Below are 25,808 nucleotides of genomic sequence, written 5' to 3'. Positions count from 1 at the left end.
TCAATTCAAATGAAAAATTTTATAAAAATAATAATAACAGGCTTTTTTATTTTCCTGGTTGGTTCGATGCATTCTTGCACAACCGTAAAAGAATATGAAAAAAATAAACTTAATGATGCTGAAATGGTGTTGGGAAACAGAACCATTGAAAAAACAGAACTCAGCTTTCAATCTTACAGAGAAGGTTCTTCGGGAGCTAATGCAGGGAAAGTAGGAGGCGGATGCGGCTGTAATTAAAGTAAAATTTAAGTGTGATTTAAAATGAAAAAAATTATAATAAGCATTTTCGCTCTTTTCGGAATTTTCAACGCAAAAGCACAGGAAAACTCAAATAATGAACAGCCTAAAAAGCTTAGTTTTGATGAAGCTAATTTGGTGTCCAGTTATTATAAGCAGGATGGAAATAACTCGGCGGTTACGGGCGGAATAGGAACAGAAAAATTAACTGACATTTCTAATACCATTGATGTAACAATGGTAAAATATGATAAAAAAGCCAGAAAAAATAAATTTAATTTCAGCGTGGGGATAGATCATTATACATCTGCTTCTTCCGATATGATAGATTTAAAGGCCAATTCATCCGCTTCCCGTGCAGACAATAGAATTTATCCTGCTCTTAGCTGGAGTCGGGAAAATGATACGAAGGGAACCACTTTAATGGCTGGAGTTTCGTTTTCAACAGAGTTTGATTATCAGTCTTATGGCGCCAATATCGGCTTTTCGCAAAAAACAAAAAATAGAATGGGAGAGTTTACAGCGAAATTTCAGGCTTATCTCGATCAGGTAAAACTGATTGCCCCGATTGAGCTTAGAACAAATGGAAGCACAGGAGGGGAACACGAAAACTACGGAACCAGCGGAAGAAATACTTTTGCACTGTCCCTGTCTTATTCACAGATCATTAACCAGAATTTTCAGGTTGAATTTTTGGCGGATGGAGTTCAGCAGACAGGATATTTAAGTTTGCCTTTCCATCGTGTTTACTTTGCGGACAATTCAGTTCATCAGGAAGCTTTGCCTGATAAACGATTTAAAATTCCTTTGGGGGTAAGAGCGAATTATTTCCTGGGGGATAAAGTTATTCTGAGAGCGTATTATCGTTATTATACCGACGATTGGGGGTTGAAGTCCAATACATTCAGCCTGGAAACACCGGTGAAAATTTCGCCTTTTGTTTCGGTAAGTCCGTTTTACAGATATTATTCTCAGACAGCAGCTAAATATTTTGCGCCTTATCAGCAGCATACTGCTTTTGATGACTTTTATACGAGTAATTACGATCTTTCAAAATTTGACAGTCACTTTTATGGAGCAGGAATCAGAATCAGTCCGAAAAATGGTTTATTTGGAGTGGAAAGGCTGAATATGCTGGAAATCAGATATGGGCATTATACAAAATCTGTTGGAATGAAATCAGATATTATTTCATTAAACCTGAGATTCAAATAAAATCTTTTCTGGTTATAATAATCAAGATTAAACTCCTATTAAGATGTGTATTGAAAAAGGCGCTACTTAAAACAAGTGGCGCCTTTTGGCTATTTGTTACCTTGACTAGGCGATTGGGTAAAAAAATGTAAAGTAAAATCTATATAGTTACCAAATTTTATTTCAAAAATAGGGTAAATCTCTTTTCGTTGATGGCTTAAATAATACTAAAAGCAGATAGTCTTTTAAAAATTGGCAATACGGACTAATTGTTCAATATTGATTAAACGAATTTTACGTCCTTCAATTTTGATTAGTTTTTCCTGCTTGAAATCATTGAGAATACGGGCTAATGTTTCTCTTGCAGTTCCCACCATATTGGCTAGATCAATTCGGGATAGCGTGATAAAAACATTTTCCTTGGACTCGTTAGATGTATATTTATCATGAAGGATCAATAAGCTGAGAGCGGCCCGTTCTCTAACGGTTCGATGTGATAATACAGCCATGAGGTTGGCCATGACACTAAACTCGTGACTAAGGGACTTTAGTAATAGTCTTGAAAAAACTGATGACTGATCAAGGATGTGTAAGAAATCCTCTTTTGAAATAAATGAGATTACAGAATTTTCAAGGGTTAATGTGGTATCTCCATAAGTCTCATTACTTAAAATAGCAGAATATCCGAAAAATTCCCCCGAACTGTAAATGTAAATAATTTGCTCTCTGCCATCATTATCTACCTTGTACTTCTTTATTTTACCTTCATTTAAATAGTAAATACCGGTGGGTTTTGTACCGTCTGTAAATATAGCTTCATGATTACGGTAGTTTTTACTTTTCATCGCAGTGACGAGTAAATTTTTATCATACTCAGGAAGCTCGTTAAAAAGATATTGATTATTAAAAATAAATTTTGAAATCATAATTTTTTACTTCTTAAATATTGAAAAAGAACTCAAAATTTAACCTAAATCACATTTTAAGCCTACTTAAATCACCAAGTTTTCTTTCTAAACAGATTATTTTTGCAAAAGTAAGAAAATTGCTCTTGAAATGGGAAAGAAAGTCTTTTTTAAGAAATGAACCAAATATAATGAAGAATCTAGAGATAAATTATTATATAACGACTTTTCAAATATACTGGATAAATAATAAACATGTACTCTTCATATACATACTGATATAGCTAAATTTTTTTAATCTTTTATTTATCCAGTTGTTTTTTATTGAAAATAACAAATAATGAGTAATGTTTACGATAATATCCTTGGCCTAATAGGAAACACTCCTATGGTGAAGCTTAATACTGTTACAAAAGATATTCCTGCAACCGTTTATGCCAAGTTAGAATCATATAATCCTGGACATTCCACTAAAGATAGAATTGCACTTCACATTATAGAAAACGCTGAGAAAAAAGGCTTATTAAAAGAAGATTCTGTAGTTGTAGAAACTACTTCCGGAAATACAGGTTTTTCTATTGCAATGGTCTGCATCATTAAAGGATATAAATGTATACTTGCTGTAAGTGATAAGATAAAGCCGGAAAAAATAGCTTATCTGAAAGCACTTGGAGCTACAGTTTATATATGTCCTGCCAATGTTCCAGCAGATGATCCAAGATCTTATTATGAAGTTGCTAAAAGAATCGCTTCAGAAACACCAAATTCAGTTTACATCAATCAGTATTTTAATGAGCTAAATATTGATGCCCATTACCAAACTACCGGACCTGAAATTTGGGAGCAGACAGGAGGTAAGATCACTCACCTTTTTGCCTGCACTGGAACTGGTGGAACTTTATCGGGATCAGCAAAATTCTTGAAAGAGAAAAACCCTGATATCAAGGTGATCGGTGTTGATGCCGATGGTTCTATTCTCAAAAGCTATCATGAGACAGGTGAGATTCATAAAGAAGATGTTCACCCTTATCAGATCGAAGGAATGGGAAAAAATTTAATCCCTTCTGCCCTGCTTTTTGATAAAATAGATGAATTTGTAAGAGTAAACGATGAAATGTCTGCTTACAGAACCCGTGAAATAGCTTTAAAAGAGGCAATTATGGGAGGTTATACTACAGGAGCAGTTACTCAGGCATTAATGCAATATGCACAATCTCATGAGTTTTCTGAAAACGATATCGTTGTTTTAATATATCCTGATCATGGTTCAAGATACATTACCAAAGTGTATAGCGACAAATGGATGGCAGAACAGGGATTCGTCAACAACTGTGTTCATAATTATAACGAAGTATCGAAAATAGAATTCATTAAATAAAAGGAAAGTTTACGATTTTTTGAGAGAATCCTGTAACAGATATTGAAGTATTTATTGTAACTGTTAAAATTAGGGTAGATATGTTTAGACATAGAGGAAAAAACAGAACTTATTTTCATAATCTTAAATTAGCATCACTTCTTTCATTTGTTGCAGGGACAGTTAATATTGTTGGAGTATTATCAATTAAAGTATTAACAACGAATATTACTGGGCATTTTGCTTTTTTTTCTGAAGAAGTAGTGCTGAAAGATTATTATGCAGCTGTTGTCTACCTATTATTTATTGCATGTTTTTTGCTAGGAGCTTTCTGTTCGAGCCTTCTGGTAGAATTTGTATCCGGGTTCAGAAAAATACGATCTCATCTTATTCCTTTACTGATAGAAATTTTTATTTTGTGCTTCATTGGACTATCAGCTGATTTAAAAATAGCAATCAGTCCGAATACAATTGCTTGTCTTTTACTTTTTGCAATGGGATTGCAGAATTCTTTAGTTACAAGAGTATCTCAATCAGTTGTAAGAACGACACATCTTACAGGTATTTTCACTGACTTAGGGATTGAAATGTCGAAATTGTTTTTTTACCGTAAGGGAATTGTATACAACCACCTAAAAAAAAGTATTATGTTAAAAATTGTAATTGTACTATGTTTCTTTTCAGGAGGTGTAACAGGAGGTTTTATTTACGAAGCCTTTCGTTTAAATACATTATTGTTTTCTGTAGGCGTACTTTTTTTCGTCATCTGGTACGATAGAATATTATATAGATATTATGTGCTAAAAAGAAAATTAAGATGAATGAGCTCCTTTGAAAGCTAGTTTTGGCTAATTTTCATATTGAAAGAAGTTAATATATCAGTACTGTTTTCTGAGGTTTCAGCTGTATTTTTTATTCTATTATTGAGAGCTAATGATGCATCAAGAATTAAGGATTCAATTGTTGTATAAACTGCAGAAATAAAGAGTTTTTTATTTTTACTTTGAAAATTGAAAAGTCGGTCTATCAATGAATATCTTATCATATTTTTGGGTGCATGAGCATATGGGAAAATAAAAATATTGCTTCTTGAATTGAAAAATAAGATCGAATATAAACAAACAGGGTTATTAGAATAATGTTCATAAAAAAGAGAGGAAAAAGAAACCATATAAATTTCTTGTCTTTTATAATCATTAAATGAGAGCGTCTTATGAGGTCCCATAAAAACAACACTGTTTCCTTTTACATAATAAGTTTGATCTTCAATAGTAATGGTAAGGTCATCAAGTACAAATAAAATACAAAAATATTCTAATGTATTAAAATCTGATTTTCCTTGTTTCTTTTTAATAATATGGCTTAACGGATTAATACTGAATCCTGTTTGTGCAAGTTCTTCTTTTATATGTATCATTGATCTTAATTCGAGATTAATCTAGTGAAAAATTCTTATTAAAGTACGTTATTTTGATTATCTGAAAGTTTGACTTAAATCAAATTTTGGAAAGATGTAGATCATTAAATTTTGTTCACAAAGAGACTACTTTTGCCTGAAAGTAAAAAGGTGATCTTGAAATGAATCATTTGGAAAGTTTAAAGGAAATCGGAATTTTATACTCAAAAGAGATCTTTTGGAATCTATCAGAAGCCCAGTTAATTTCGCAAACCTTAAGAAAAGGGCAGGGTATTACAACAGAATCAGGGGCACTGGCTTGTGATACTGGTGAGTTTACGGGGCGTTCCCCAAAAGATAAATATGTAGTCTTAGATGAAAATACCCAAAACTCGATTTGGTGGGGAGAAGTAAATCATCCGTTTTTGCCTGAAGATTTCGACCGATTATATAATCGTGTAGTTGCTCATCTTTCAGAAAGTGAAATTTATGTTAAAGATGTTTATGCTTGTGCAAAACCTGAATATCGTTTAAATATCAGGGTTATTACTGAAAATCCATGGCAAAGCTTATTTGCCAACAACTTATTTTTAAGGCTTAATGAAAAAGAGCTTGAAGTATTTAAACACGAATGGCTCATCCTTGCAGTACCAAGTTTCAAAGCTGTTCCTGAAACTGATAAAACCCGTCAGCATAATTTTACGATTATCAATTTCACAAAAAAAATCATTCTTATCGGAGGAAGTGCATACACCGGTGAAATTAAAAAAGGCATTTTTACGGTATTGAATTATATTCTTCCACATGAGAAACAAGTCTTATCAATGCACTGTTCAGCCAATGTTGGCCAGGATGGAGATACCTCTGTGTTTTTTGGACTTTCCGGAACAGGAAAAACGACACTTTCAGCAGATCCGGCCAGAAAATTAATAGGAGATGATGAGCATGGATGGGATAACGACAATGTTTTTAATTTTGAAGGGGGATGTTATGCTAAATGTGTGAATTTAAGTCAAGAGAAAGAACCTCAGATTTTCGCTGCGATTCGTCCAGGTACTTTGCTTGAAAATGTACGGTTTTTTGAGGGAACAGACATTGTTAATTATGATGATACTTCTGTCACTGAAAACACCAGAGCTGCTTATCCGATCGACTTTATTGATAATGCAATCCATCCTTCTGTTGGAGGTATTCCCAATAATATTTTCTTTTTGACCTGTGATGCTTTTGGTGTACTGCCTCCGATTTCAAAACTAACAACTGGGCAGGCGATGTATCATTTTATTTCGGGATATACGGCAAAAGTAGCCGGAACCGAAGATGGAATTACTGAACCACAGACCACATTTTCAGCATGCTTCGGAAAACCTTTTCTTCCCCTTCATCCTACAAAATACGCTGAACTTTTAGGGAAAAAGCTGAATGAAAATAATGTAAACGTTTGGTTGATTAATACAGGTTGGTCAGGAGGCTCTTACGGAGTAGGAGAACGTATAAAACTGTCTTACACGAGAGCTATGATTACTGCTGCATTAGAAAACAAATTCGAAAATGTAAGTTTTATAAGTGATGCTGTTTTTGGTCTTCAAATGCCTGTACAGTGTGAAGGTGTTCCTTCTGAAATCCTGAATCCTAAAAATACTTGGGCAGACCCATCTCAATATGATAAAAAAGCCCTACATCTAGCTAATCAATTTACGGAGAACTTTAAAGAGTTTGAATCTTTTGCCAGTAATAAAATTATAGAAGGGGGGCCTATTCAAAAAAAAATCAATTAAAATAAAGAGCAAATAGAAATGGAAATTCCTAAAAACCTTTTGTATACTGAAGACCATGAATGGGTGAAAATAGAAAATGATATTGCATATATTGGAATAACTGATTTTGCACAACGTGAATTGGGGGATATTGTATATGTTGAAATTGAAACTCTTGGAGAGAATTTACAACAACATGCTATATTTGGGACAGTTGAAGCAGTGAAAACAGTATCAGATCTTTTTTTGCCGCTCGCAGGTGAAGTACTAGAAATCAATCCGAAATTGGAATCAAATCCTGAATTTGTAAATTCTGACCCTTATGGAGAGGGATGGATGATTAAAATAAAGATTAATAATATGTCTGATTCAGAGGGACTCTTGAAAGCTGAATCATATGTTTCCTTAATTGGTTTATAACAGGATGGAAACAGTAAAAATTAAGAAAACAGCATTTAATGCAACGCATCATCTGCTTGGAGCAAAAATGGTCGATTTTGCAGGCTATGAAATGCCTGTTCAATACAGGGGTATAAACCATGAACATGAAATTGTAAGAAATAATGTGGGAGTATTTGATGTCTCTCATATGGGGGAAATTCTGATACAGGGAAAAGAAGCCTTGTCATTAATCCAGAAAATTACTTCCAATGATGCAGCAAAACTTTTTCCGGGAAAAGTACAGTACAGTTGTATGCCTAATGATACCGGAGGAATAATTGATGATCTTTTAGTATATATGATCAGTAAGGATGACTACTTATTGGTCGTTAATGCATCAAATATAAAAAAAGACCTGAACTGGATTCATGGACAGAATTCCTTTGATGCACAAGTTAGCAATATTTCAGATTCTATTTCATTATCGGCGGTTCAGGGACCAAAAGCAGAGAAGGTTTTACAAAAATTGACAGATATCAGTTTAAAAGACATGGAATATTATACCTTTACCATCGGTGAACTGGCTCGTGTTCCTAATGCTTTAGTATCTTCCACAGGATATACAGGGGCAGGAGGATTTGAAATATACATGGAAAATAAATATGCTGCCCATGTATGGGGAGCTCTTTTTGAAGCTGGAAAAGAAGAAGGAATAGAACCTATAGGTTTAGGAGCCAGAGATACATTACGTTTGGAAATGGGCTACTGTTTGTATGGGAATGATATTGATGATTATACTTCTCCTTTAGAAGCTGGACTAGGCTGGATTACTAAATTTAATAAAGACTTTGTTCATAGTGGATTTTTAAAAATCCAAAAAGAAAAAGGAGTATCCAAAAAGTTGGTAGGGTTTGAAATGGCTGATAAAGGAATTCCTCGTCATGGCTACGAAATTTGGAATGAGAGCCATGAGATCATAGGAACAGTTACTTCCGGAACAATGTCACCAACCCTTAAGAAAGCAATTGGGATGGGATACATCTCCGTTGAAAATTCAGCTGCAGGAAATGAAATTTTTATTAATATTAGAAATAAACCGACTAAAGCAATAATAGTGGCTCTTCCTTTTATTAATGTAAAATAGCTTAATCCGATTGTATCAATTTTTTTAATTGTTGGATTTTGTTTTATTTACCCGTGATTGGTAAAAATAAATTCTTAACCTGTGAAGAGTATAACGAAATGATAGGATGATTTTTGAATACCTTAAATTAAATATGGATATTGATGATAATACTTTTAATGAGATCTATCCAGAACATATAAAAGCTTTGTCACAACGTCATTGGACTCCTGTTGATGTTGCTAAGATGGCTGCTAAATACTTAGTTGATGATACCGATAGAAAAGTTTTGGATATAGGATCCGGAGCAGGTAAATTTTGTCTCGTAGGGGCAGCTTCTACAGATGGGATATTCTACGGAGTTGAACAAAGGGCATCCCTAACTAAAATATCAAAAAAAATAGCCGATAAACATAATATATCTAATGTTGATTTTATTAATTTAAACATAAAAGAAATCTCCTTTTTAGAGTACGAAGCATTCTATTTTTTTAATTCTTTTTATGAAAATATAGATACGTCATGCTCAATTGATGATACAATTATTCATGATAGAGATTTATACTACGATTATTCAGCATATGTGAGAGAACAGCTTGATGCAACACCCATAGGAACTCGGTTGGTTACCTATTGGAGTAAGTGGGATGAAATTCCCAATAGCTTTAATTTAATCGATACCGCCTGTGATAAATTATTGAATTTTTGGGAAAAAGTAATGTAAAAATGAAATACTCCTGAACAATATTTAGTGTATCAAAGAAAAATAAAATGGCAATATTGAGAAATCTTATTTGCCGGCAGAATACATAGGTCTGAATATTATGTATTTTTTTTAGTATTACTGTAATCTTTTGCAGTAATACTTTTTCCAGTTTGTATAGTTACGGTATTATATTCCTTCGTATAAGTGCTAGAAGCTATATTTAAATATATCAGTTGGAAGGCAAAAAAACTATTATCCTGACAGTAGATGAAGTACTTTTCGTTCCGACACGAAAAAATCATTTCGCAAAAAATATTGGCAAGGTTAGAGCTTCCGAACTTGCTACCTATATTGTAAAAAAAGATAAACCATTACTTGTATGCAAAAGGTAATAGTACCTGGTCAATGGTGTGTAAATGAGCAATGTTACAGTGAAATAATCTATTTAATGTCCATTAATTGGCTGGATGTAAACTAAAACATCTTGCATTGTTGAGTAAACACGAAATACTATCGCATTTTTGATATTTTATTATCTATTTTTACAGCAGAGTTTTTGACTAAAGATATCTACATAATAATCTTTTAAATCATTAAATGATAAAAGAATTTTCATATAAGAAATTTGGTAAGCTGGAATTCAGCAAAACCTCGGCTCAGAACGATTCCCTGAATAAAATACACGAGCATATTAAAGTCCTGTTTATCCCAAAAAATGCAATCATCCAGGTCGACTTTCAGGAGATAGCCATGAAAACCGATGCCTTATTGTTTATTAATCCACATGTGATTTTAAAGCCCTGTGAAACTATAGGTGGACAGCTGATGCATTTTAACAAAGATTTTTATTGTGTAGAAATTCACGATCATGAAGTTGCCTGCGATGGTATTTTATACAATAATGTATTTGAGATTCCTTTTATCAGTTTAAACGAAGAGCAGTCTGTTGAGATCCAAAAGATCATAAGCGATATTCAGTCCGAACTGGGGAACGAAGATTCTAGTACTGAAGAGATGCTGAGAACATTGTTAAAACTGATTATATTAAAATCGACAAGGATCTGGAAGCAACAGCACCAATTATCTGACAGCGTGCAACAGGCTGACGTACAGTTTTTGCGGAAATTCAGCAAATTGGTTGAACAGCATTTTAAAACGCATCACACTGTGGCCGACTATGCTGACATGCTCTGTATTACACCAAAGAACCTCAGCAAAAAAATAAGCATGGTCAGTAAAGAAACGCCAAATGATATTATAAAAAACCGGATAATTCTGGAAAGCAAGCGCCTTTTAGCACATACCACCATGAATGTGAAAGAAGTTGCCTACAGCCTGAATTATGAGGACGATGCGTACTTTGTCCGTTTTTTCACAAAACATACCGGAATATCACCAACGAACTTTAGAAAACAGTTTAAATAGAGCGTTATCAAATAATGCAAAAAGCACAACCTGTTGGGTTGTGCTTTTTGCATTATTATACCCTTTCGAACTGTAGATAATGCTATCTAACACCAAATAACCTTCGTCGGGGGAAAAAGTGCAATTCAAAGCGAAAACCATCCATTGATAGGCCCCTGAATTTACCCCAACTTTGCAATGTCAAAATAAAACAACATTAAATAGTAAAGACATGAACAAGTTTACAGTAAAAGACGGAACAGAAATTTATTTCAAAGATTTAGGTGAAGGACAGCCGATATTTTTTCACCATGGATGGCCATTATCATCCGATGACTGGGATGCTCAGATGATGTTTTTCCTTGAAAAAGGATTTAGAGTAATCTCCCATGATAGAAGAGGTCACGGAAGATCCACTCAAACCTATAAGGGAAATGACATGGATACTTATGCAGCTGATGTTGCAGAACTGGTAGAGTTCCTGGATCTAAGGGATGTTATCCATGTAGGGCATTCAACAGGTGGTGGCGAGGCGATCAGGTATGCCGCCCAAAACGGAAAAGACCGGGTATCCAAAGTGGTTTTGATCAGCGCAATTACACCTTATATGATTGCTGATACCAATAATCCGGAAGGGGTGCCACTTGCAGTTTTTGACGATATCCGCCATAATACACGTCATAACAGACAACAGTTCTACCAGGATCTTACAGTTCCGTTCTATGGTTACAATAGGGAAGATGCGGTTATTAAAAAAGGAATACAGGACAACTGGTGGAGACAGGGAATGATGGGTGGTATCAAGGCGCAGTATGATTGTATCAAAGTATTTTCGGAGACCGATTTTACTGAAGATCTAAAAAGTGTAGAAATACCTGTGTTGGTATTGCATGGTGACGATGATCAAATTGTGCCTTATGCAACCACAGCTGTTAAAGCCGCTGAGCTTTTGAAAAACAGCAAGCTGATCATATATCCGGGCTTCTCCCACGGCATGCCTACCATCAATGCTGATGTAATCAATAAGGATATCCTATCATTTATAAAAGAATAGAAATCAAGAGAGGCAAAAAGTACAATTCAAAGCGAAAGCCGTCCATTGGAAGGCCTGAGGAATAAGAGCAACTTTGTAGTGTCAAAATAACAACAATAATAAATATTTAAAGAAACATGAAAAATTTAATTTTAGCAGTCGTATTATTTACAACATTAATTTCAAATACAGTTTTATCACAAACGAAGAGAACGCCTGCATCTTATGGCAGAGAAGAATATATTGAAGTAGAGAAAAATGTGAAACTACATGTGACCGACCTTGGTGAGGGAGAACCTATTGTCTTGATCCACGGATGGCCCTTGAGTGATGCCATGTACGAATATCAGTATGCCGATTTTATTCAAAAAGGATATCGTGTGATTGGTATCACCTTAAGAGGATTCGGGTTATCTGATAAGCCGGGAGGCAAATATAATTATGATGTATTTGCAGATGATATCAAGGTTGTTTTGGACAAATTGAATATTAAAAATGCGACTATCGGCGGATTTTCCATGGGTGGCGCTACAGTGATTCACTATGTGGCCAAATACAATGCTGCCCACGTTTCCAAGATGGCATTATTTGGAGCGGCAGCACCGATCTGGACAAAACGTGCAGACTTTAATTATGGCCTGTGGACTAAAGAAGATGTTAATGGTTTGATCAATCTGAACAACACTAACCGTCCAGAATTATTTGCTACATTCGGTAAGATATTTCCAGCCAATGAGACCAGCGTTTCTCAAGGTCATGGCGCTTGGTTGGGAGGCATTCAGGCTCAGGCATCACCTTATGCAATGGCTGAAGGATTAAAAACTCTGAGAGATAGCGATTTGCGTAATGATTTGAAGAAAATAACAATTCCTACTTTAATCTTACACGGTAAGTTAGATAAAATCTGTTCTTATGATCTTGCGGAACAAATGAATATTTTGCTTAAAAACTCAACTTTAGTTCCTTTTGAAAAAAGCGGTCATGCCTTGTTCATCGAAGAGTTGGATAAATTTAATACCGAATTATTAAACTTCATCAAAAAATAGGATAATTATAGTATGAGGTTAGTCTAAAAAGCTAACCTCTTTTTTAATATTAAATGAATTAAAATGCACAGATTTATATTACTTTTCTTAGCCCTGACATTGTTGTCATGCAGTACAAATAAACAGATTGTAGCAGTAAAACATACGGATTTACCAAAAGCCATAGGTCCCTACAGCCATTCAACCAGCTATGAAAATTTAGTGTTTGTATCGGGCCAGATAGGAATAGATCCAAAAACAAACCGCTTAAAAGAAGGTTTTGAAGAACAAATAGTACAGATTTTTGAAAACTTAAAAACTATTCTCAAGGACAATCATTCCGATTTTGATCATATTGTCAAAACCACCATATTCATTACTGATATGAAACAGTTTGAAACAGTAAATAAGATATATAATCATTATTTCAAAAACCGCTTTCCGGCACGCAGTACAGTTGAGATAAAGTCATTACCAAGAAATGCAAGCATCGAAATAGAATGCATTGCCACTCAGAAAAACTAATTGTTTTGATAGATTTATGAGATTTATATTAAGATTATGTTTATAGTTATAAAATAACTAGTGAACCCCCGACAATAAGATGTTAATGGAAAAAAATAATATCGTCATATCAGAAGATAATTACTTGTTTAAAGGTGGGTTTTGATAAAAGCTTCTTCCGATCCAGACTTTGGGTCAGAAAGAATAATAATTGCTGTCTTTTTCATTGTATAAAAATTTAATTTACACTGCAAAGATGTGGGAATAAAGTACGCTAAAGAATGGATCATTTCTACTTTGTAATGGAGATTTTTTTTAGTTGGTCCTTTAATATTCATAGAAAAGCGAACTTTAGTTAAAAAGTTCGCTCAAAGTAAAATTCAAATTTATTATGATCCGGGTTTTACAAAAGTTTGCCAGCCTCGCATCGTTTCAATAAAACGTTCACTCAGTCCGCCTTCACGAAGAAAACCGGCTGTTACAGGCAACTGTGGACTGTCATACAACGGATTCGCTTTTACCTGAAGCGGAAAATCCCTCTGAAGGATTCCAGCTCTGGCAATCAACACAAAATCACAACCTTCATCCAGTAATTCTCCGGCCCGCTGTGCGCTCATAATTTTTCCGGCTGCACCCAGGCGAACGCCTTTTCTTGGAAGCTCTGTAAAAACACTCAACATCGTTTTGCCTTTAAAACTTCCTTCCCTTACAAGCTGAGCCGAATCCCAAAGTGCCAAATCCAGATAATCAATCAATTCTTTATCAAAAATTTCGGTGGTAATTTCACGTAATTCTTCCAAACGAAGTCCGTATCGTTCAATCGACAAGCGCCATCCAATCTGAAAATCATTTCCACAAGCTTTGCGAATTCCTTCAATCACTTCAATGGTGAATCGTGCCCGGTTTTCTATACTTCCTCCATATTTATCGGTTCGGTCATTCAGGTTTGGTGAGAGAAATTCAGACAAAATCCAACCAAAAGCACCGTGAACAGAAACGCCATCAAAACCAGATAATTGCGCCCTTTTTGCCGCTTCAATAAAACTGTCACGAATTCTTTCCACGTCTTCGGTTGAGATTGCTTTAATATCTTTCAATGTTTTGCTTGATGCAGGAGCCGGAATTCCTCCAAACTCTGGTTTGGCTCGGTGTCCAGCGTGATGAAGCTGTACAGCCGATAAAGCTCCCCCTCCACGAATAGCTGTTGCCATTTTCGTTAATCCAGGTAAATGTTTATCACTGTGAATTCCCAACTGCCGTTCAAATGCAATGGCTCCGGGTTCTACTGTAGATGCGCTGGTTTGGATTAATCAGTAGCCGCCCTTTGCCAATTGTTCCATCCATATTTGGTCGTATTTGGAGGCTGTACCATCAAAATCACTTTGCTGACTGGTCAGGGGAGCCAACATAAAACGGTTTCTCATCGGCGAACCGTGCAGAAAAGTGAGGGATTTAAATAAATCAGAAACAGACATTTTGTATAAATTTTATGGTTTTACTTATCAATTTTATCTGTTACAAAGTTGGATCTTTACAAGGTCTTTAAAAATGGATTATTTTTACGTTGTAATGGATGTTTCTATAAGATTGGTTTATTAACACACTAGTTATACTTTAAATTAAATTCTTTTAATAATAATATCTACAGATCGAATCTAAAGGATGCAAATTTTACTAAATTATCTAATGAAAATAGTTGTATTTTTATAGAGAGTATGTAAAACTATTTTATATTTTTGTTAATAGATTTTGGAAGTCTGTTTCATTTTTACTGGATTTTCCTGTTTGGCAATGTAACTTTCTTCTATCTAAATAAAAGACATTAACATCTTTATATCTTATTAAATGAATATTATGAAAAACAAATTCACAAGACTTACAGAACAACAGTTGGCCAGCAAATGCAATTTCATTGAAAACTATTTGGCATCTCAAAATGCCGCAAGTGGAGCAATATTTGACTCGAACGCGAATGTTTCCACCAAAAATATTGCAACCATGGAAGCAGAATTGAACAAAGATATCAACATCCAGATCAATCGCAATCTTATTGGTAATAAGATAGAAGAACTCTTTGGAGCAAGCCTTGCCAAAGAATATATAAGACAGTTGGAAGAACATGAAATCTATGTTCATGATGAAACAAGTCTAAAACCATACTGTGTAAGTGTATCCATGTATCCGTTGCTTTTGGACGGATTGACAAAGCTTGGTGGTGAGTCTAAAGCCCCCAAACATTTGGGCAGTTTCTGTGGCTCCTTTGTGAATTTTCTTTTTTCAGTATCTTCACAATTCGCAGGTGCTGTGGCGACCGTGGAATTTCTGCTGTATTTCGATCACTTTGCAAGAAAAGATTTTGGTGAAAATTATATTCAAACACATGCCGAAATGATTGAAAATGAGCTTCAACACGTTGTATACGCTATCAATCAGCCGGCTGCAGCCCGCGGTTACCAGTCCGTTTTCTGGAATATTTCCTTGTACGACAGACCTTACTTCGATTCAATGTTCGGAACATTCTTTTTTCCTGATGGAAGCAAGCCTGATTATTTCTTTTTGGACAGACTTCAGCAATTTTTCATGCAATGGTTCAATAAAGAACGTTGCAAAGCAGTACTCACATTCCCTGTAATTACGGCAGCAATGCTCACTAGGGACAAAAAAGTCTATGATGAGGCCTTTGCAGATTTCTGTTCAAAAGAGTTGAGCGAAGGAAATTCATTCTTCATTTATCAGTCCGAAAACGCTGATTCTCTGGCAAGTTGTTGCAGACTGAGAAACGAAATATCAGACAATACATTCAGCTATTCTTTGGGGGCAGGAGGAGTATCTACAGGAAGCATCAATGTAATCACCATCAATATGAATCGTCTTTATCAGAAAGAAATTCCGTTAGAGACAATGATTGATAATATTCATAAATATCAAGTGGCTTTCAGAAGTCTTATTCAGGATTATAAGAATGCGGGAATGCTTCCGGTATACGATGCGAGTTTCATTTCTCTTGACAAACAGTTCCTTACCATTGGGATCAACGGAATGGTGGAAGCTGCAGAATTTCTGGGCATTGAAATTTCAGATAATGAGCGCTACAAAAACTTCATCAATGAAAATCTTAAACTGATTTTTACGAAAAATAAAGAAGCCAAAGAAAAATATGGATATATGTTCAATACAGAATTTGTTCCTGCCGAAAACCTGGGTGTAAAAAATGCCAAATGGGATAAAGAAGACTGGCTGTACGTTCCGAGAGACTGCTACAATTCTTACTTCTATATTGTTGAAGATGAAAGCCAAAACCTAATCGATAAATTCTTCCTTCACGGAAACGAGTATATACAGTATCTTGACGGAGGCTCTGCTTATCATTGCAATCTTGAAGAATATCCTACCCAGGAAGGTTTTAAAAAACTATTGAATGTGGCTGCGTATACAGGATGTAATTATTTCTGCTTCAATATAAAAGTGACGGTTTGCAATAGTTGCGGTTATATCAACAAAAAAACGATGGATCACTGTACAGAATGTCAATCTGATGATATTGATTACGCTACACGTGTGATCGGTTATCTGAAAAAAGTCACCAACTTCTCTAAAGATCGCCAGAAAGAAGAAAAAAGAAGATATTACGGGAATGCTGAAGTATGATAGCTATGATATTGTTCTGCAGGAAATTCCTGATGAGGTTTCACTATGTCTTACCATTACAGGCTGTCAATTAGCGTGTGAAGGTTGCCATTCAGAACATCTGTGGAATCCTGAAAACGGAACAGAGCTTACTCATGATATTTTTCGGAATTTAATCACGAAATATAAAAAAACGATTACCTGTGTTCTTTTTATGGGTGGGGAATGGGCAGATTCTGAACTCATTGCTCTGATTTCCATGACAAAAAGAGAAAAGCTAAAAGTCGGTCTTTATACCGGATTGAACGAAAAACAAATGAAAAGGAAACATCCGATTTTACTGGAAAATCTGGATTACTTAAAAACAGGGAAGTGGATCGCAGACTTGGGAGGACTTAACAGCATAAGCACCAATCAGGTATTAAAAGATCTCACCACGGGAAGGATTTTGAATGGCTATTTCCTTAACAATAAATAAATCGAAAAAGTACTGTTTTACAGTACTTTTTTATGGATCTAGATTGGATTTTAGATCTATGATGTAAATCATGTTTGTATTAAATATTTGATTTTCAGTTGAATATGGTGTGTATTCTTCAAAAATTATTTTGAATGAATTAAAATAAGATATTTTTGTCTTATTTTAATATCTGATTACTGTATCTTTGTTACAGAGATTAATTCTGCATGCAACTAAGTGAATGACCATTAAAAACTTATACAGATGTTCAGCATTTTCACAAAGATCAATAAAAAAGCATTTATTAATGCCATCATTGCCACATTAGTGGTCATTGCCGTTACGGTAATAGGATCGGTAAATCTACAGAATTTTGATGCCGCTTTGATCATTTATTTCTTCGGAACGATCAGCATGACTTTCGGAGTTGTCTATCATCATTCGGTATGGAAACAGCGTCCGGCAACACAGAAATACTGGAAGCGTACCTGGGAATTTATTTTCAGTAAAGATTACCCGGTTTATGTAAAAGAAGTGATCCGTTTATCTGTTCGTAACATCATTTTTCAGAAATTCATCGCTCCAAGAGGTAAAACGCGTTGGTTAGGACATTTCCTTTTAGCTACAGGATGTCTAATCTCATTTATGGTCACATTCGGACTTACATTTGGATGGCTGCACTTCACCTTAAAACCAGGAACCATAGATCAGTATGAAACCCATATGATGGGCTTTATTGTGATGACATTTCCTCTCGATACTGCCATAGCCGTTTTCTTTTTCCATATTCTGGTTTGGACCTCGATCATGGTTATCGTGGGTTGTCTCATTATGATGCACAGAAGATTCGTGGATGAAGGTCTTATCGCTACCCAATGGTTTGAAAGAGACTGGCTTCCTTTGATCTTATTGGTAGCTGTTTCTGTGACAGGATTGGGAATTTGGTTTGATTATACCTATCTCGAAGGAAAAATGAGTCAGTTTATGGCTATTACCCATGCCATTACGGTAGCTATGTTCCTTATGTGGATCCCTTTTGGAAAGTTCTTTCACATCTTTCAGCGACCAGCACAAGTGGGAGCAAATATCTATAAAATTGAAGGAAAACGAAGGGGAATGCAGGTTTGTCCGCATACAGGCGACGAATACACCACAAAAATGCATATTGATGACCTGAAGGAAATCACAAAAAAAATGGGCTTTGATTTAGTACGCGAAGATGGCAAAAGCTATTTGGATTACAGCCCCGAAGGAAAAAGAGCAATGCTAGCCAAAGCGCACCTTAAAGCAAGACAAGAATCAGGAAAATATTTTGGTTAAAATAGAATAAAATGGCAAAATTACCCGTATCAGCTGACGAGATCATCAATATATTTGGCCCACATCAACACTATCCTAACAAAGGAACTGTACGATCAAATCCACAAAATCCCGATGCATTGATAAAAACGCATTGTTGTTTTTGCGGTTTGCAGTGTGGAATTCAACTAAAAGTAAAAGACAAAAAAGTTGTTGGCTTTGAACCCTGGAATGATTTTCCGTTCAATGAAGGAAGACTTTGTCCGAAAGGAGTTCAGCGATATATGCAGGACAATCACCCCGATCGTTTGCTTTCACCTTACAAAAGAGTGGATGGAAAAGGTTTTGTTCCGATCGAATGGGATGAAGCGTATGACGTAGTGGTGAAAGAGATTAGAAGAATCCAGGAACAATACGGAAAAAATTCTTTTGCTATGCTTTCCGGGGTATCCCTTACCAACGAGAAAAGCTATATGATAGGGAAATTTGCCCGTGTCGCTCTGAAAACTGCCAACCTTGATTATAATGGCCGCCTTTGTATGGTAAGTGCCGGAGCAGGAAATAAAAAAGCTTTTGGGATGGATAGATCTTCCAACAGTTGGGCTGATCTGGCTCATGCAGAAGTAATCATCATTACTGGAGCCAATGTAAGCGAATGTTTTCCTGTTTTAACACATAAAATCTGGGAAGCCCGCGATAACGGAGCAAAATTAATAGTGATAGATCCGCGTCAGATCCCGATTGCAAGAACTGCAGATATCCATTTGCCAATTAAACCGGGAACAGATTCAGCACTTACCAATACTATGCTGAAAGTTTTAATTGATAACAATTGGCTCGACCATGATTTTATCAATAATCACACTTCAGGATTTGAAGAAGCTGCCGAAGCCGTGAAAGACTGTACTCTGGAATGGGGAGAAGAAGTAACCGGTGTTCCTGCAGAACTGATCTACAAAGCTGCAGAAATGTGGGGAAAAGCTAAAACCAGTTTTTTGATGCATGCCCGTGGGATAGAACATCACTCTAAAGGTGTTCAGAATGTTTCCAGCTGTATCAATCTGGTGTTGGCAACCGGAAGGATCGGGAAACCGTATTGCGGTTACGGAACGATTACAGGACAGGGAAATGGGCAGGGCGGAAGAGAGCATGGTCATAAATGTGATCAGCTTCCCGGAAACAGAGACATTGAAAATCCAGAACACAGAAGATTTGTTGCTGATATTTGGGGCATCAAAGAAGAAGATATGCCGGGAAAAGGCCTGAGTGCTTATGAGATCATTGAAGCCATCAATCGTGGAGAGATCAAAGGTTTATTATCGATATGTTTCAATCCATTGGTTTCCTTACCGAATAACAATAACGTTCGTGCAGCACTGGAAAAACTGGAATTCTATGCAGGAATCGATTTCTTTTTATCAGAAACCTTACGTCACGCCAATATAATTCTTGCAGGCTCCTTGCAGGAAGAAGAAGAAGGAACCACTACATCGGCAGAAGGAAGAGTGATTAGAATTAGAGCTGTGGTAGATCCTCCGGGAAAAGCTAAGCGTGACAGCGAAATCATTATGGAACTGGCACGAAGATTAGGTGAAGGCGATAAATTCAGCTATAAAAACAGCGAAGAAACCTTCAATGAACTTAGAAGAGCTTCCAAAGGCAGTGCGGCAGACTATTACGGAATCACGTATGGAAGAATAGAAAGAAATCTGGGGATTTTCTGGCCTTGCCCTAGTGAAGAACATCCCGGAACTCCAAGACTTTGGGAAGATAGACAATTCAATACAAATGATAAAAAAGCACATTTTAATCCGACTCCATACAAAAAACCAATGGAGGAGCCGGATGAAGAATATCCGATTGTATTGACAACAGGAAGAGTAGTAAGTCAGTATTTAAGTGGTTCACAGACAAGAAGAATTGGAAAGCTGGTAGATATTTATCCAGAACCATTACTTGAGATCCATCCTAAATTGGCTGCACAATATGGCATTCAGGAAAATGACCTGATCAAAGTGTCTACCCGAAGAGGAAGTGCCTTGTTCCCTGCAAATGTGGTGGAAACAATCAGGGAAGATACTGTTTTCATCCCCTATCACTGGGGCGGTGTGAATTCTGTCAATCAGTTGACCATTGATGCTTTAGATCCTGTTTCAAAGATACCGGAATTTAAAGTTTGTGCCTGCAAATTGGAGAAAACAGGGCGTAAAAAAGGAGAAAATTCAAAAGAATTGGCTAACCAAAGTAGAGATATTCAATATTAAATTTTAAAAAGATTATGGCGGAACAGTTTGAAAAATTTAATGATATGGAATTCTTCGTTGATATGCAGCGCTGCATCGGCTGTCACTCGTGTGAGATGGCTTGTGCAGAATGTGAGACTAACGGAGAAACCTCGATGATTCATATTCATTATGTAGACAGGGCAGAAACTGTTCAGACCACCGTGCAGGTGTGTATGCATTGTGAAGATCCCATTTGTGCGAATGTATGTCCCGCAGATGCTATTACAAAAGATGAATATGGTATTGTGCATACCGCAGATACATCAAAATGTATCGGATGTGCGAATTGTGTTATTGGTTGTCCGTTCGGAGTTCCGCAGATTCCGGATCAAAGTGCGATGCTAATGATGAAGTGCAATATGTGCTACGACAGGACCAGTACGGGTCTTAAACCTATGTGTGCAACAGTTTGTCCCAGTGGGGCCTTAACCTTTGATACCAGAGAGAATGTAGCGAAGAAAAGACCGAACAGCACACCTGTGAACCGCTTTATTTTCGGGAAAGAAGTCGTAAATACAAAAGTAAATATAATGATGCCGAAAGGCAGCGAAGAATTAAAAGTTTTTTAATCATACTAACATGTCAGAAAATCATAAAAAAATCCCCGCCTGGAAAGCCGATTTTCCTATTAAAAAACGTGAGGCAGCATATGTTTCCAGAAAAGAATTCATCAAACTGATCACTTTTTTCTCAGGCACTTTGGCATTTGCCAATGTAGCCGTTCCATTGTTTAATTTTTTCAGAAAAGAGAAAGAAATAAAACCCTATTTTATAGGATTAACGACCGATCTACAGGTGGGAGGAATGAGAACGTTCTATATCAATGAAGATCATCGTAATCCCTATATGCTTATCCGTCTCGCAGAAGATACATGGAAAGTTTTTGAACAAAAATGTACCCATTTGTCATGTTCTGTGCTATACAATCATAATGAACAGCTGATCGAATGCCCTTGTCACCACGGGTTTTTCAATCCGGATGACGGATCTGTTATTCAGGGACCGCCACCGAGACCGCTTCCGCAGTTAAAGGTCGTGATCAAAGAGGATAAAATATATGTGACGGATTTTGAAAAAGAAACCGAAGAAAGCCACGGATAAGTTCAACACAAAAAATTACCGAGATGTCAGTACGAAAGAAACCTATTAAAAAAGTAACATTCAGAATCAATGAAATGCTTGTTGCCATTATCAGCGTCTATATTCTGCTGGTAAGTCTGCAAATGTGGCTTTTGTTTGGAACGATCAACAAGGCTTTGGATAAAGAAAACCTGGACTTTGCAGCCTATTCGGCAATTGGATCAATGATTATATTTCTGTGTACACTTTTCTTTTTGAGATATGTACCGGATATTCCTACAGGACAGATTAAAAAATCAGAAGAGGAGAATGACAATGCCTATTGATTTGCTTGATTCTTTTGGCAGAAAACACGATTACTTGAGGCTTTCCATTACGGACAACTGTAATTTCAGATGTCTATACTGTATGCCCGATGAACCGTTCAAAAGTACATCATCCGTAGAACTGATGAGCAGCCGCGAAATTTTCGAAATTGCAAGGGTTTTTGTTCATCATTATGGGATTAACAAGATCAGAATCACAGGGGGAGAACCTTTGGTAAGACATGATTTTGAAAATATCATCCGACAGATTTCCAAGTTAAATGTCAATACAGGAGTTACAACCAATGGGGTTTTGCTTCATAAGTATTTTGATGCGCTGGAAGAATGTAACGTTAAAAATCTCAATATCAGTATTGATTCTCTGGATCGCGAAAAGTTTAAATACATTACCAAAAGAGACCTGTTTCAACCCGTTTGGGACAATATCAAAGAAAGCATCAGAAGAGGGTTTAATGTAAAACTGAATATGGTGGTAATGCGGGGTTTCAATGATGATGAGATCCCGGAATTCATTGCCTTATCCCATCATTATCCGATAGAGTTGAGGTTTATAGAATTTATGCCATTCACCGGAAATTCTTGGGAAAAAGCAAAAGTGATTCCGGTCGCGGAAATGCTTGATTTGGTTTCACAGCACTTTACGTTTGAAAAAATAACGGATCAGAAAAATGATACATCCAGAAAATACCGGATTAGTGAAGAAAGCAAAGGAGTTTTCGGACTGATCTCTACCATGAGCAATGCTTTCTGTGCTGGCTGTAACCGAATCAGGATCACTTCAGATGGGAAAATGAAAAACTGTCTTTTCGGAGCGGATGAATTTGATTTGCTGAAGGCTTTCAGAAACGAAGAAGACCTTCTGGAACTGATTCAATTAGGCATCACCAGAAAGCATAAAGAGAAAGGTGGACAGTTTTCTGAAATGGGAAGTGTAAAAAATCAATCAATTGTTAATCGGAGTATGATAAAAATCGGCGGGTAGTTTTATATTTGGAAAAAAATAAAAACAAAAATTAATAATAACTAAAAAACTGTAATCATTTTAAACACTAATAAATCAAACCGTGAGAAAATTTTTAAAATTCATTTGGGTGGTAGCGATGACCTACCCAATGTTGCAATGCAGTAAACCTGAAGCAGCAAAACCTGAAGTGCAAAGTATGGCTCATATTTCAGAAAACATTTCGGAAAAAGAAAATCATAAGCACGATGATGATGACTGGATCTATGTAAACAAAGAGATAACCGTAATGGGAGATGTCGTTAAGCCCTTGACACTCACTGTAGATTCTTTGAAAAAAATGAATGTAAAGGAAATTAAAGATTTTGATATTGTCTGTCAGTCGGGGATATCCAAAAGTCATATAGAATCTACTAAAGGTGTTCTGCTTACAGAAATTGTGGAAAAGGCAAAAATTGCACAGAAGGATCACACAGACAGGAATTTCTACATTGTTGCAAGAGCTTCAGATGATTACAAAGCTACCTTTTCATGGGCAGAATTGTTCAATAACCCTACTGGAGATAAAGTGTATGTAGTATTTGAACAGAACGGAAACCCCCTGAAAGAAAAAGGCGAAATGATCCTCGTGAGTCTGTCTGATACCAAAACGGGTCCTCGTCACGTAAAATGGCTGAAAAGCATAGAAGTAACAAGAGTGCAATAGCAAGGCATGATCAGAATGAATCAATACATAAGTGTTTCTGAAGCCAGAGAAATCATAGAGAACCATATTTTCCCGACAGAGAATATGATATTGCCTCTGTTGGAAGCTTTGGGTTTTTATACGGCAGAACCTATCATGGCGACCTTAGATGTGCCGTCTTTCGATAATTCTGCGATGGATGGGTATGGATTTCGTTTTGATGATTTGAAAGATTCTACCAAATTAAAAGTTACCAATACAATTCCTGCAGGAATTTCAACAAATGACCCTATTTTAGGTAAAGGAGAAGCTGTACGGATCTTTACTGGGGCAAAGGTTCCGGAAAGTATAGATACTGTGGTGATGCAGGAAAAAGTAGTCCGCAACGGAGATTATATCCAATGTAATACAGATGAAATTAAAAAAGGGGACCATATCCGTCTCAAAGCTTCACAAACCGAGAAAGGAACTGTGATTGTGGAAAAGAACACATTTATCAATCATTCAGTGATCGGATTTCTGGCAGGATTTGGAATAGAAAAAGTTAAGGTTTATAAACGGTTAAAGATCGGTCTTGTTTTTACCGGCAATGAACTGGTGGAAGTTGGGAAAACTTTATCCGATGGAGAAATTTACAATTCCAATACATACACTTTACAGGCTGCTTTAGCGGAGATCAATCATCAATTTTCCTTCATAAAACATGCCGAAGACAGACAAGAAACAACTTTTTCTGCGATTAAAGAAGCCTTTGAAAATGCAGATATTGTACTGATTACAGGCGGAATTTCCGTGGGAGATTATGATTATGTAAAACCTGCTCTGGAAAAACTGGGTGTTACGGAATTGTTTTATAAAGTAAGACAAAAGCCAGGAAAACCTTTATTCTTCGGGAAATTTAACGAAAAATTTGTTTTTGCGTTACCGGGAAATCCAGCATCTGTATTTTCCTGTTACCATCAGTATGTAAAACCGTTTGTACTGGGATGTTTCGGAAGAAAGAACCTTAATGAAAGTCAGGATGTGGCGGTTTCAGAATCTTTCGTAATGAAAAAAAGCAGTGAGCAGACACAGTTTTTAAAAGCTTGGTATTCCCAGGGAAAAGTGCATATCCTCAATGGTCAGGAATCATACAAAATGAATTCTGTGGCACAGGCAAACTGTCTGGTTGAATTTCCTGAAAATATAACCAAAATAAATCCTGGTGAAAAAATAAAGATCTGGAGGATTTGAAAATGATCAGAAATGAAAGCAGTTGTTTTAGCGGGTGGTAAAAGTTCCCGAATGGGACAGGATAAAGCCCTCATGAAGATGAGTGGAAAAACGATGATACAACATGTTGTGGATAATTTGGCGAAAGTATTCGATGAGGTTTTTATTTCCGGAAACCGTTCAGGTGATCCTGTTCCAATGAATGTGATTAAGGATCGATATGAGCAAAAAGGTCCTATGGAAGGAATTCGGTCTGCTTTAGAGCACTGTCAGGAAGATATTTTCGTATGTAGCTGCGATATGCCTTTTGTTTCTACGGAATTGATGAAAGATATTCTTCAAAGAAGAGCAGAAAATAAGATCAGTATCGCGGAATGTGAAGGTAAAGTATATCCGGTTTTAGGCATTTATCCTTATGTGGTTCTTGATGTTTTAGCAAATTCAATTAAGAATGACCGCCTGAGAATGACCCGATTTCTGGAACAGCAAGATGCTCATTATATTCAGTATGATGAATCCTTTAGACCACAGTTTTTGAATATCAATACACCGGAAAGCTTTTGGGAGGCAGAACGTATGATAAATAAATTAGAATTACTTAAAATCAGGACAGATGAAACTTAAAATATTTGGCAAACTCACAGACATCTTTAAAGTAGAAGAATATGATCTTCCATTGCACAATACAGCCAGTGTTGCTGAACTCAGATCGCAATTGTTCGAAAAATTTCCTGAATTGGGGAAAACTACTTTTTTAGTCGTTGTGAATGGAGTGAAAGCAGAAAACCAGCACTTGATTTCAGGTGAAGCAGAAATTGCATTATTACCTCCCTACTCAGGAGGTTAAAAAA

General features: G+C 36.2%; 27 protein-coding genes. 24 read left to right on the top strand and 3 right to left on the bottom strand.

The annotated features are described in order from the left end of the window. Nucleotides 1-9 precede the first annotated feature (9 nt). Nucleotides 10-237, top strand: a complete 228-nt coding sequence (locus FW768_RS08850; protein WP_153394610.1) for a DUF4266 domain-containing protein — start codon at nt 10-12, stop codon at nt 235-237. A 24-nt stretch (nt 238-261) separates the two neighbouring features. Continuing rightward, nucleotides 262-1,452 carry a DUF3570 domain-containing protein gene (locus FW768_RS08845; protein ID WP_153394608.1) on the top strand — a complete coding sequence of 397 codons (1,191 nt, stop codon included), beginning with the start codon at nt 262-264 and terminating at the stop codon, nt 1,450-1,452. 224 nt (nt 1,453-1,676) lie between these two features. Here the strand turns inward: FW768_RS08845 and FW768_RS08840 are convergent, their stop codons facing one another. Beyond that, nucleotides 1,677-2,357, bottom strand: coding sequence for a Crp/Fnr family transcriptional regulator (locus tag FW768_RS08840; RefSeq protein ID WP_153394606.1), 681 nt, complete (start codon nt 2,355-2,357; stop codon nt 1,677-1,679). A 319-nt stretch (nt 2,358-2,676) separates the two neighbouring features. Between FW768_RS08840 and FW768_RS08835 the strand changes: the two genes are divergently transcribed. Further along, nucleotides 2,677-3,714 carry a PLP-dependent cysteine synthase family protein gene (locus FW768_RS08835; RefSeq protein WP_153394604.1) on the top strand — a complete coding sequence of 346 codons (1,038 nt, stop codon included), beginning with the start codon at nt 2,677-2,679 and terminating at the stop codon, nt 3,712-3,714. An 80-nt stretch (nt 3,715-3,794) separates the two neighbouring features. Further along, nucleotides 3,795-4,514, top strand: coding sequence for a YoaK family protein (locus FW768_RS08830; RefSeq protein ID WP_153394602.1), 720 nt, complete (start codon nt 3,795-3,797; stop codon nt 4,512-4,514). 17 nt (nt 4,515-4,531) lie between these two features. On the opposite strand, the gene FW768_RS08825 is transcribed toward FW768_RS08830, so the two are convergent. After that, complete coding sequence (locus FW768_RS08825; protein ID WP_153394600.1) at nt 4,532-5,110, bottom strand: hypothetical protein; 579 nt, start codon at nt 5,108-5,110, stop codon at nt 4,532-4,534. A 161-nt stretch (nt 5,111-5,271) separates the two neighbouring features. Between FW768_RS08825 and pckA the strand changes: the two genes are divergently transcribed. The 8 genes from pckA to FW768_RS08785 all read left to right on the top strand — a co-directional run bounded on the left by pckA (nt 5,272) and on the right by FW768_RS08785 (nt 13,043). Then, nucleotides 5,272-6,867 carry a phosphoenolpyruvate carboxykinase (ATP) gene (gene pckA, locus FW768_RS08820; protein ID WP_153394598.1) on the top strand — a complete coding sequence of 532 codons (1,596 nt, stop codon included), beginning with the start codon at nt 5,272-5,274 and terminating at the stop codon, nt 6,865-6,867. 18 nt (nt 6,868-6,885) lie between these two features. Continuing rightward, nucleotides 6,886-7,266 carry a glycine cleavage system protein GcvH gene (gcvH, locus tag FW768_RS08815; RefSeq protein ID WP_153394596.1) on the top strand — a complete coding sequence of 127 codons (381 nt, stop codon included), beginning with the start codon at nt 6,886-6,888 and terminating at the stop codon, nt 7,264-7,266. A 4-nt stretch (nt 7,267-7,270) separates the two neighbouring features. Beyond that, a complete protein-coding gene (gene gcvT / locus FW768_RS08810) occupies nt 7,271-8,371 on the top strand; it encodes a glycine cleavage system aminomethyltransferase GcvT (protein WP_153394594.1) in 1,101 nt (366 codons plus the stop codon). 133 nt (nt 8,372-8,504) lie between these two features. Continuing rightward, nucleotides 8,505-9,074, top strand: a complete 570-nt coding sequence (locus tag FW768_RS08805) for a class I SAM-dependent methyltransferase (RefSeq protein ID WP_231128661.1) — start codon at nt 8,505-8,507, stop codon at nt 9,072-9,074. Between the two features lie 579 nt (nt 9,075-9,653). Continuing rightward, a complete protein-coding gene (locus FW768_RS08800; RefSeq protein WP_120231280.1) occupies nt 9,654-10,481 on the top strand; it encodes a helix-turn-helix domain-containing protein in 828 nt (275 codons plus the stop codon). 211 nt (nt 10,482-10,692) lie between these two features. After that, nucleotides 10,693-11,514 (top strand): alpha/beta fold hydrolase, encoded by an 822-nt coding sequence (locus FW768_RS08795; RefSeq protein ID WP_153394590.1) that lies wholly within the window; start codon nt 10,693-10,695, stop codon nt 11,512-11,514. A gap of 116 nt (nt 11,515-11,630) precedes the next feature. Then, nucleotides 11,631-12,539, top strand: a complete 909-nt coding sequence (locus tag FW768_RS08790) for an alpha/beta fold hydrolase (RefSeq protein ID WP_120231279.1) — start codon at nt 11,631-11,633, stop codon at nt 12,537-12,539. Nucleotides 12,540-12,602: 63 nt separating this feature from the next. Further along, entirely contained in the window at nt 12,603-13,043 is a 441-nt protein-coding gene (locus FW768_RS08785; protein WP_120231278.1) for a Rid family detoxifying hydrolase, read from the top strand. Nucleotides 13,044-13,411: 368 nt separating this feature from the next. Here FW768_RS08785 and FW768_RS08780 read toward each other — a convergent pair whose 3' ends face one another. After that, the gene (locus FW768_RS08780) at nt 13,412-14,329 is read right to left on the bottom strand and encodes an oxidoreductase (protein ID WP_262885796.1); all 918 of its coding nucleotides are present in this window, start codon (nt 14,327-14,329) and stop codon (nt 13,412-13,414) included. Nucleotides 14,330-14,876: 547 nt separating this feature from the next. Between FW768_RS08780 and nrdD the strand changes: the two genes are divergently transcribed. The 12 genes from nrdD to FW768_RS08720 all read left to right on the top strand — a co-directional run bounded on the left by nrdD (nt 14,877) and on the right by FW768_RS08720 (nt 25,804). Next, nucleotides 14,877-16,670 carry an anaerobic ribonucleoside-triphosphate reductase gene (gene nrdD, locus FW768_RS08775; RefSeq protein WP_153394588.1) on the top strand — a complete coding sequence of 598 codons (1,794 nt, stop codon included), beginning with the start codon at nt 14,877-14,879 and terminating at the stop codon, nt 16,668-16,670. Beyond that, nucleotides 16,657-17,127 carry an anaerobic ribonucleoside-triphosphate reductase activating protein gene (gene nrdG / locus FW768_RS08770; protein ID WP_042721859.1) on the top strand — a complete coding sequence of 157 codons (471 nt, stop codon included), beginning with the start codon at nt 16,657-16,659 and terminating at the stop codon, nt 17,125-17,127. Before nrdD ends, nrdG begins: the two co-directional genes overlap by 14 nt. Nucleotides 17,128-17,373: 246 nt before the next feature. Then, nucleotides 17,374-18,429 carry a hypothetical protein gene (locus FW768_RS08765; RefSeq protein WP_042721860.1) on the top strand — a complete coding sequence of 352 codons (1,056 nt, stop codon included), beginning with the start codon at nt 17,374-17,376 and terminating at the stop codon, nt 18,427-18,429. 11 nt (nt 18,430-18,440) lie between these two features. Next, complete coding sequence (locus FW768_RS08760) at nt 18,441-20,672, top strand: molybdopterin oxidoreductase family protein (protein WP_042721861.1); 2,232 nt, start codon at nt 18,441-18,443, stop codon at nt 20,670-20,672. Between the two features lie 14 nt (nt 20,673-20,686). Beyond that, complete coding sequence (locus FW768_RS08755) at nt 20,687-21,262, top strand: 4Fe-4S dicluster domain-containing protein (protein ID WP_042721862.1); 576 nt, start codon at nt 20,687-20,689, stop codon at nt 21,260-21,262. 10 nt (nt 21,263-21,272) lie between these two features. Then, nucleotides 21,273-21,794, top strand: a complete 522-nt coding sequence (locus FW768_RS08750) for a QcrA and Rieske domain-containing protein (RefSeq protein WP_042721863.1) — start codon at nt 21,273-21,275, stop codon at nt 21,792-21,794. 23 nt (nt 21,795-21,817) lie between these two features. Then, a complete protein-coding gene (locus FW768_RS08745) occupies nt 21,818-22,099 on the top strand; it encodes a DUF6755 family protein (protein ID WP_153394586.1) in 282 nt (93 codons plus the stop codon). Continuing rightward, on the top strand, nt 22,083-23,081 hold the full coding sequence (moaA, locus tag FW768_RS08740; protein ID WP_227942459.1) for a GTP 3',8-cyclase MoaA: 999 nt from the start codon (nt 22,083-22,085) through the stop codon (nt 23,079-23,081). Before FW768_RS08745 ends, moaA begins: the two co-directional genes overlap by 17 nt. Nucleotides 23,082-23,163: 82 nt before the next feature. Continuing rightward, entirely contained in the window at nt 23,164-23,766 is a 603-nt protein-coding gene (locus tag FW768_RS08735; RefSeq protein WP_227942458.1) for a molybdopterin-dependent oxidoreductase, read from the top strand. A gap of 15 nt (nt 23,767-23,781) precedes the next feature. Beyond that, nucleotides 23,782-24,978, top strand: a complete 1,197-nt coding sequence (locus FW768_RS08730; protein ID WP_153394585.1) for a molybdopterin molybdotransferase MoeA — start codon at nt 23,782-23,784, stop codon at nt 24,976-24,978. 12 nt (nt 24,979-24,990) lie between these two features. Next, a complete protein-coding gene (gene mobA, locus FW768_RS08725; protein WP_120231272.1) occupies nt 24,991-25,581 on the top strand; it encodes a molybdenum cofactor guanylyltransferase in 591 nt (196 codons plus the stop codon). Further along, nucleotides 25,571-25,804: a MoaD/ThiS family protein gene (locus tag FW768_RS08720; RefSeq protein ID WP_042721872.1), complete on the top strand. Its 234-nt coding sequence runs from the start codon at nt 25,571-25,573 to the stop codon at nt 25,802-25,804. The genes mobA and FW768_RS08720 overlap by 11 nt, the downstream gene beginning before the upstream one ends. Nucleotides 25,805-25,808: the final 4 nt, after the last annotated feature.

Origin of the sequence: Chryseobacterium vaccae (genome assembly GCF_009602705.1) — a bacterium.
GTDB lineage: Bacteria > Bacteroidota > Bacteroidia > Flavobacteriales > Weeksellaceae > Chryseobacterium > Chryseobacterium vaccae.
The sequence above is the reverse complement of the archived record's forward strand: the minus strand, read 5'-3'. Positions and strand labels throughout refer to the sequence as shown.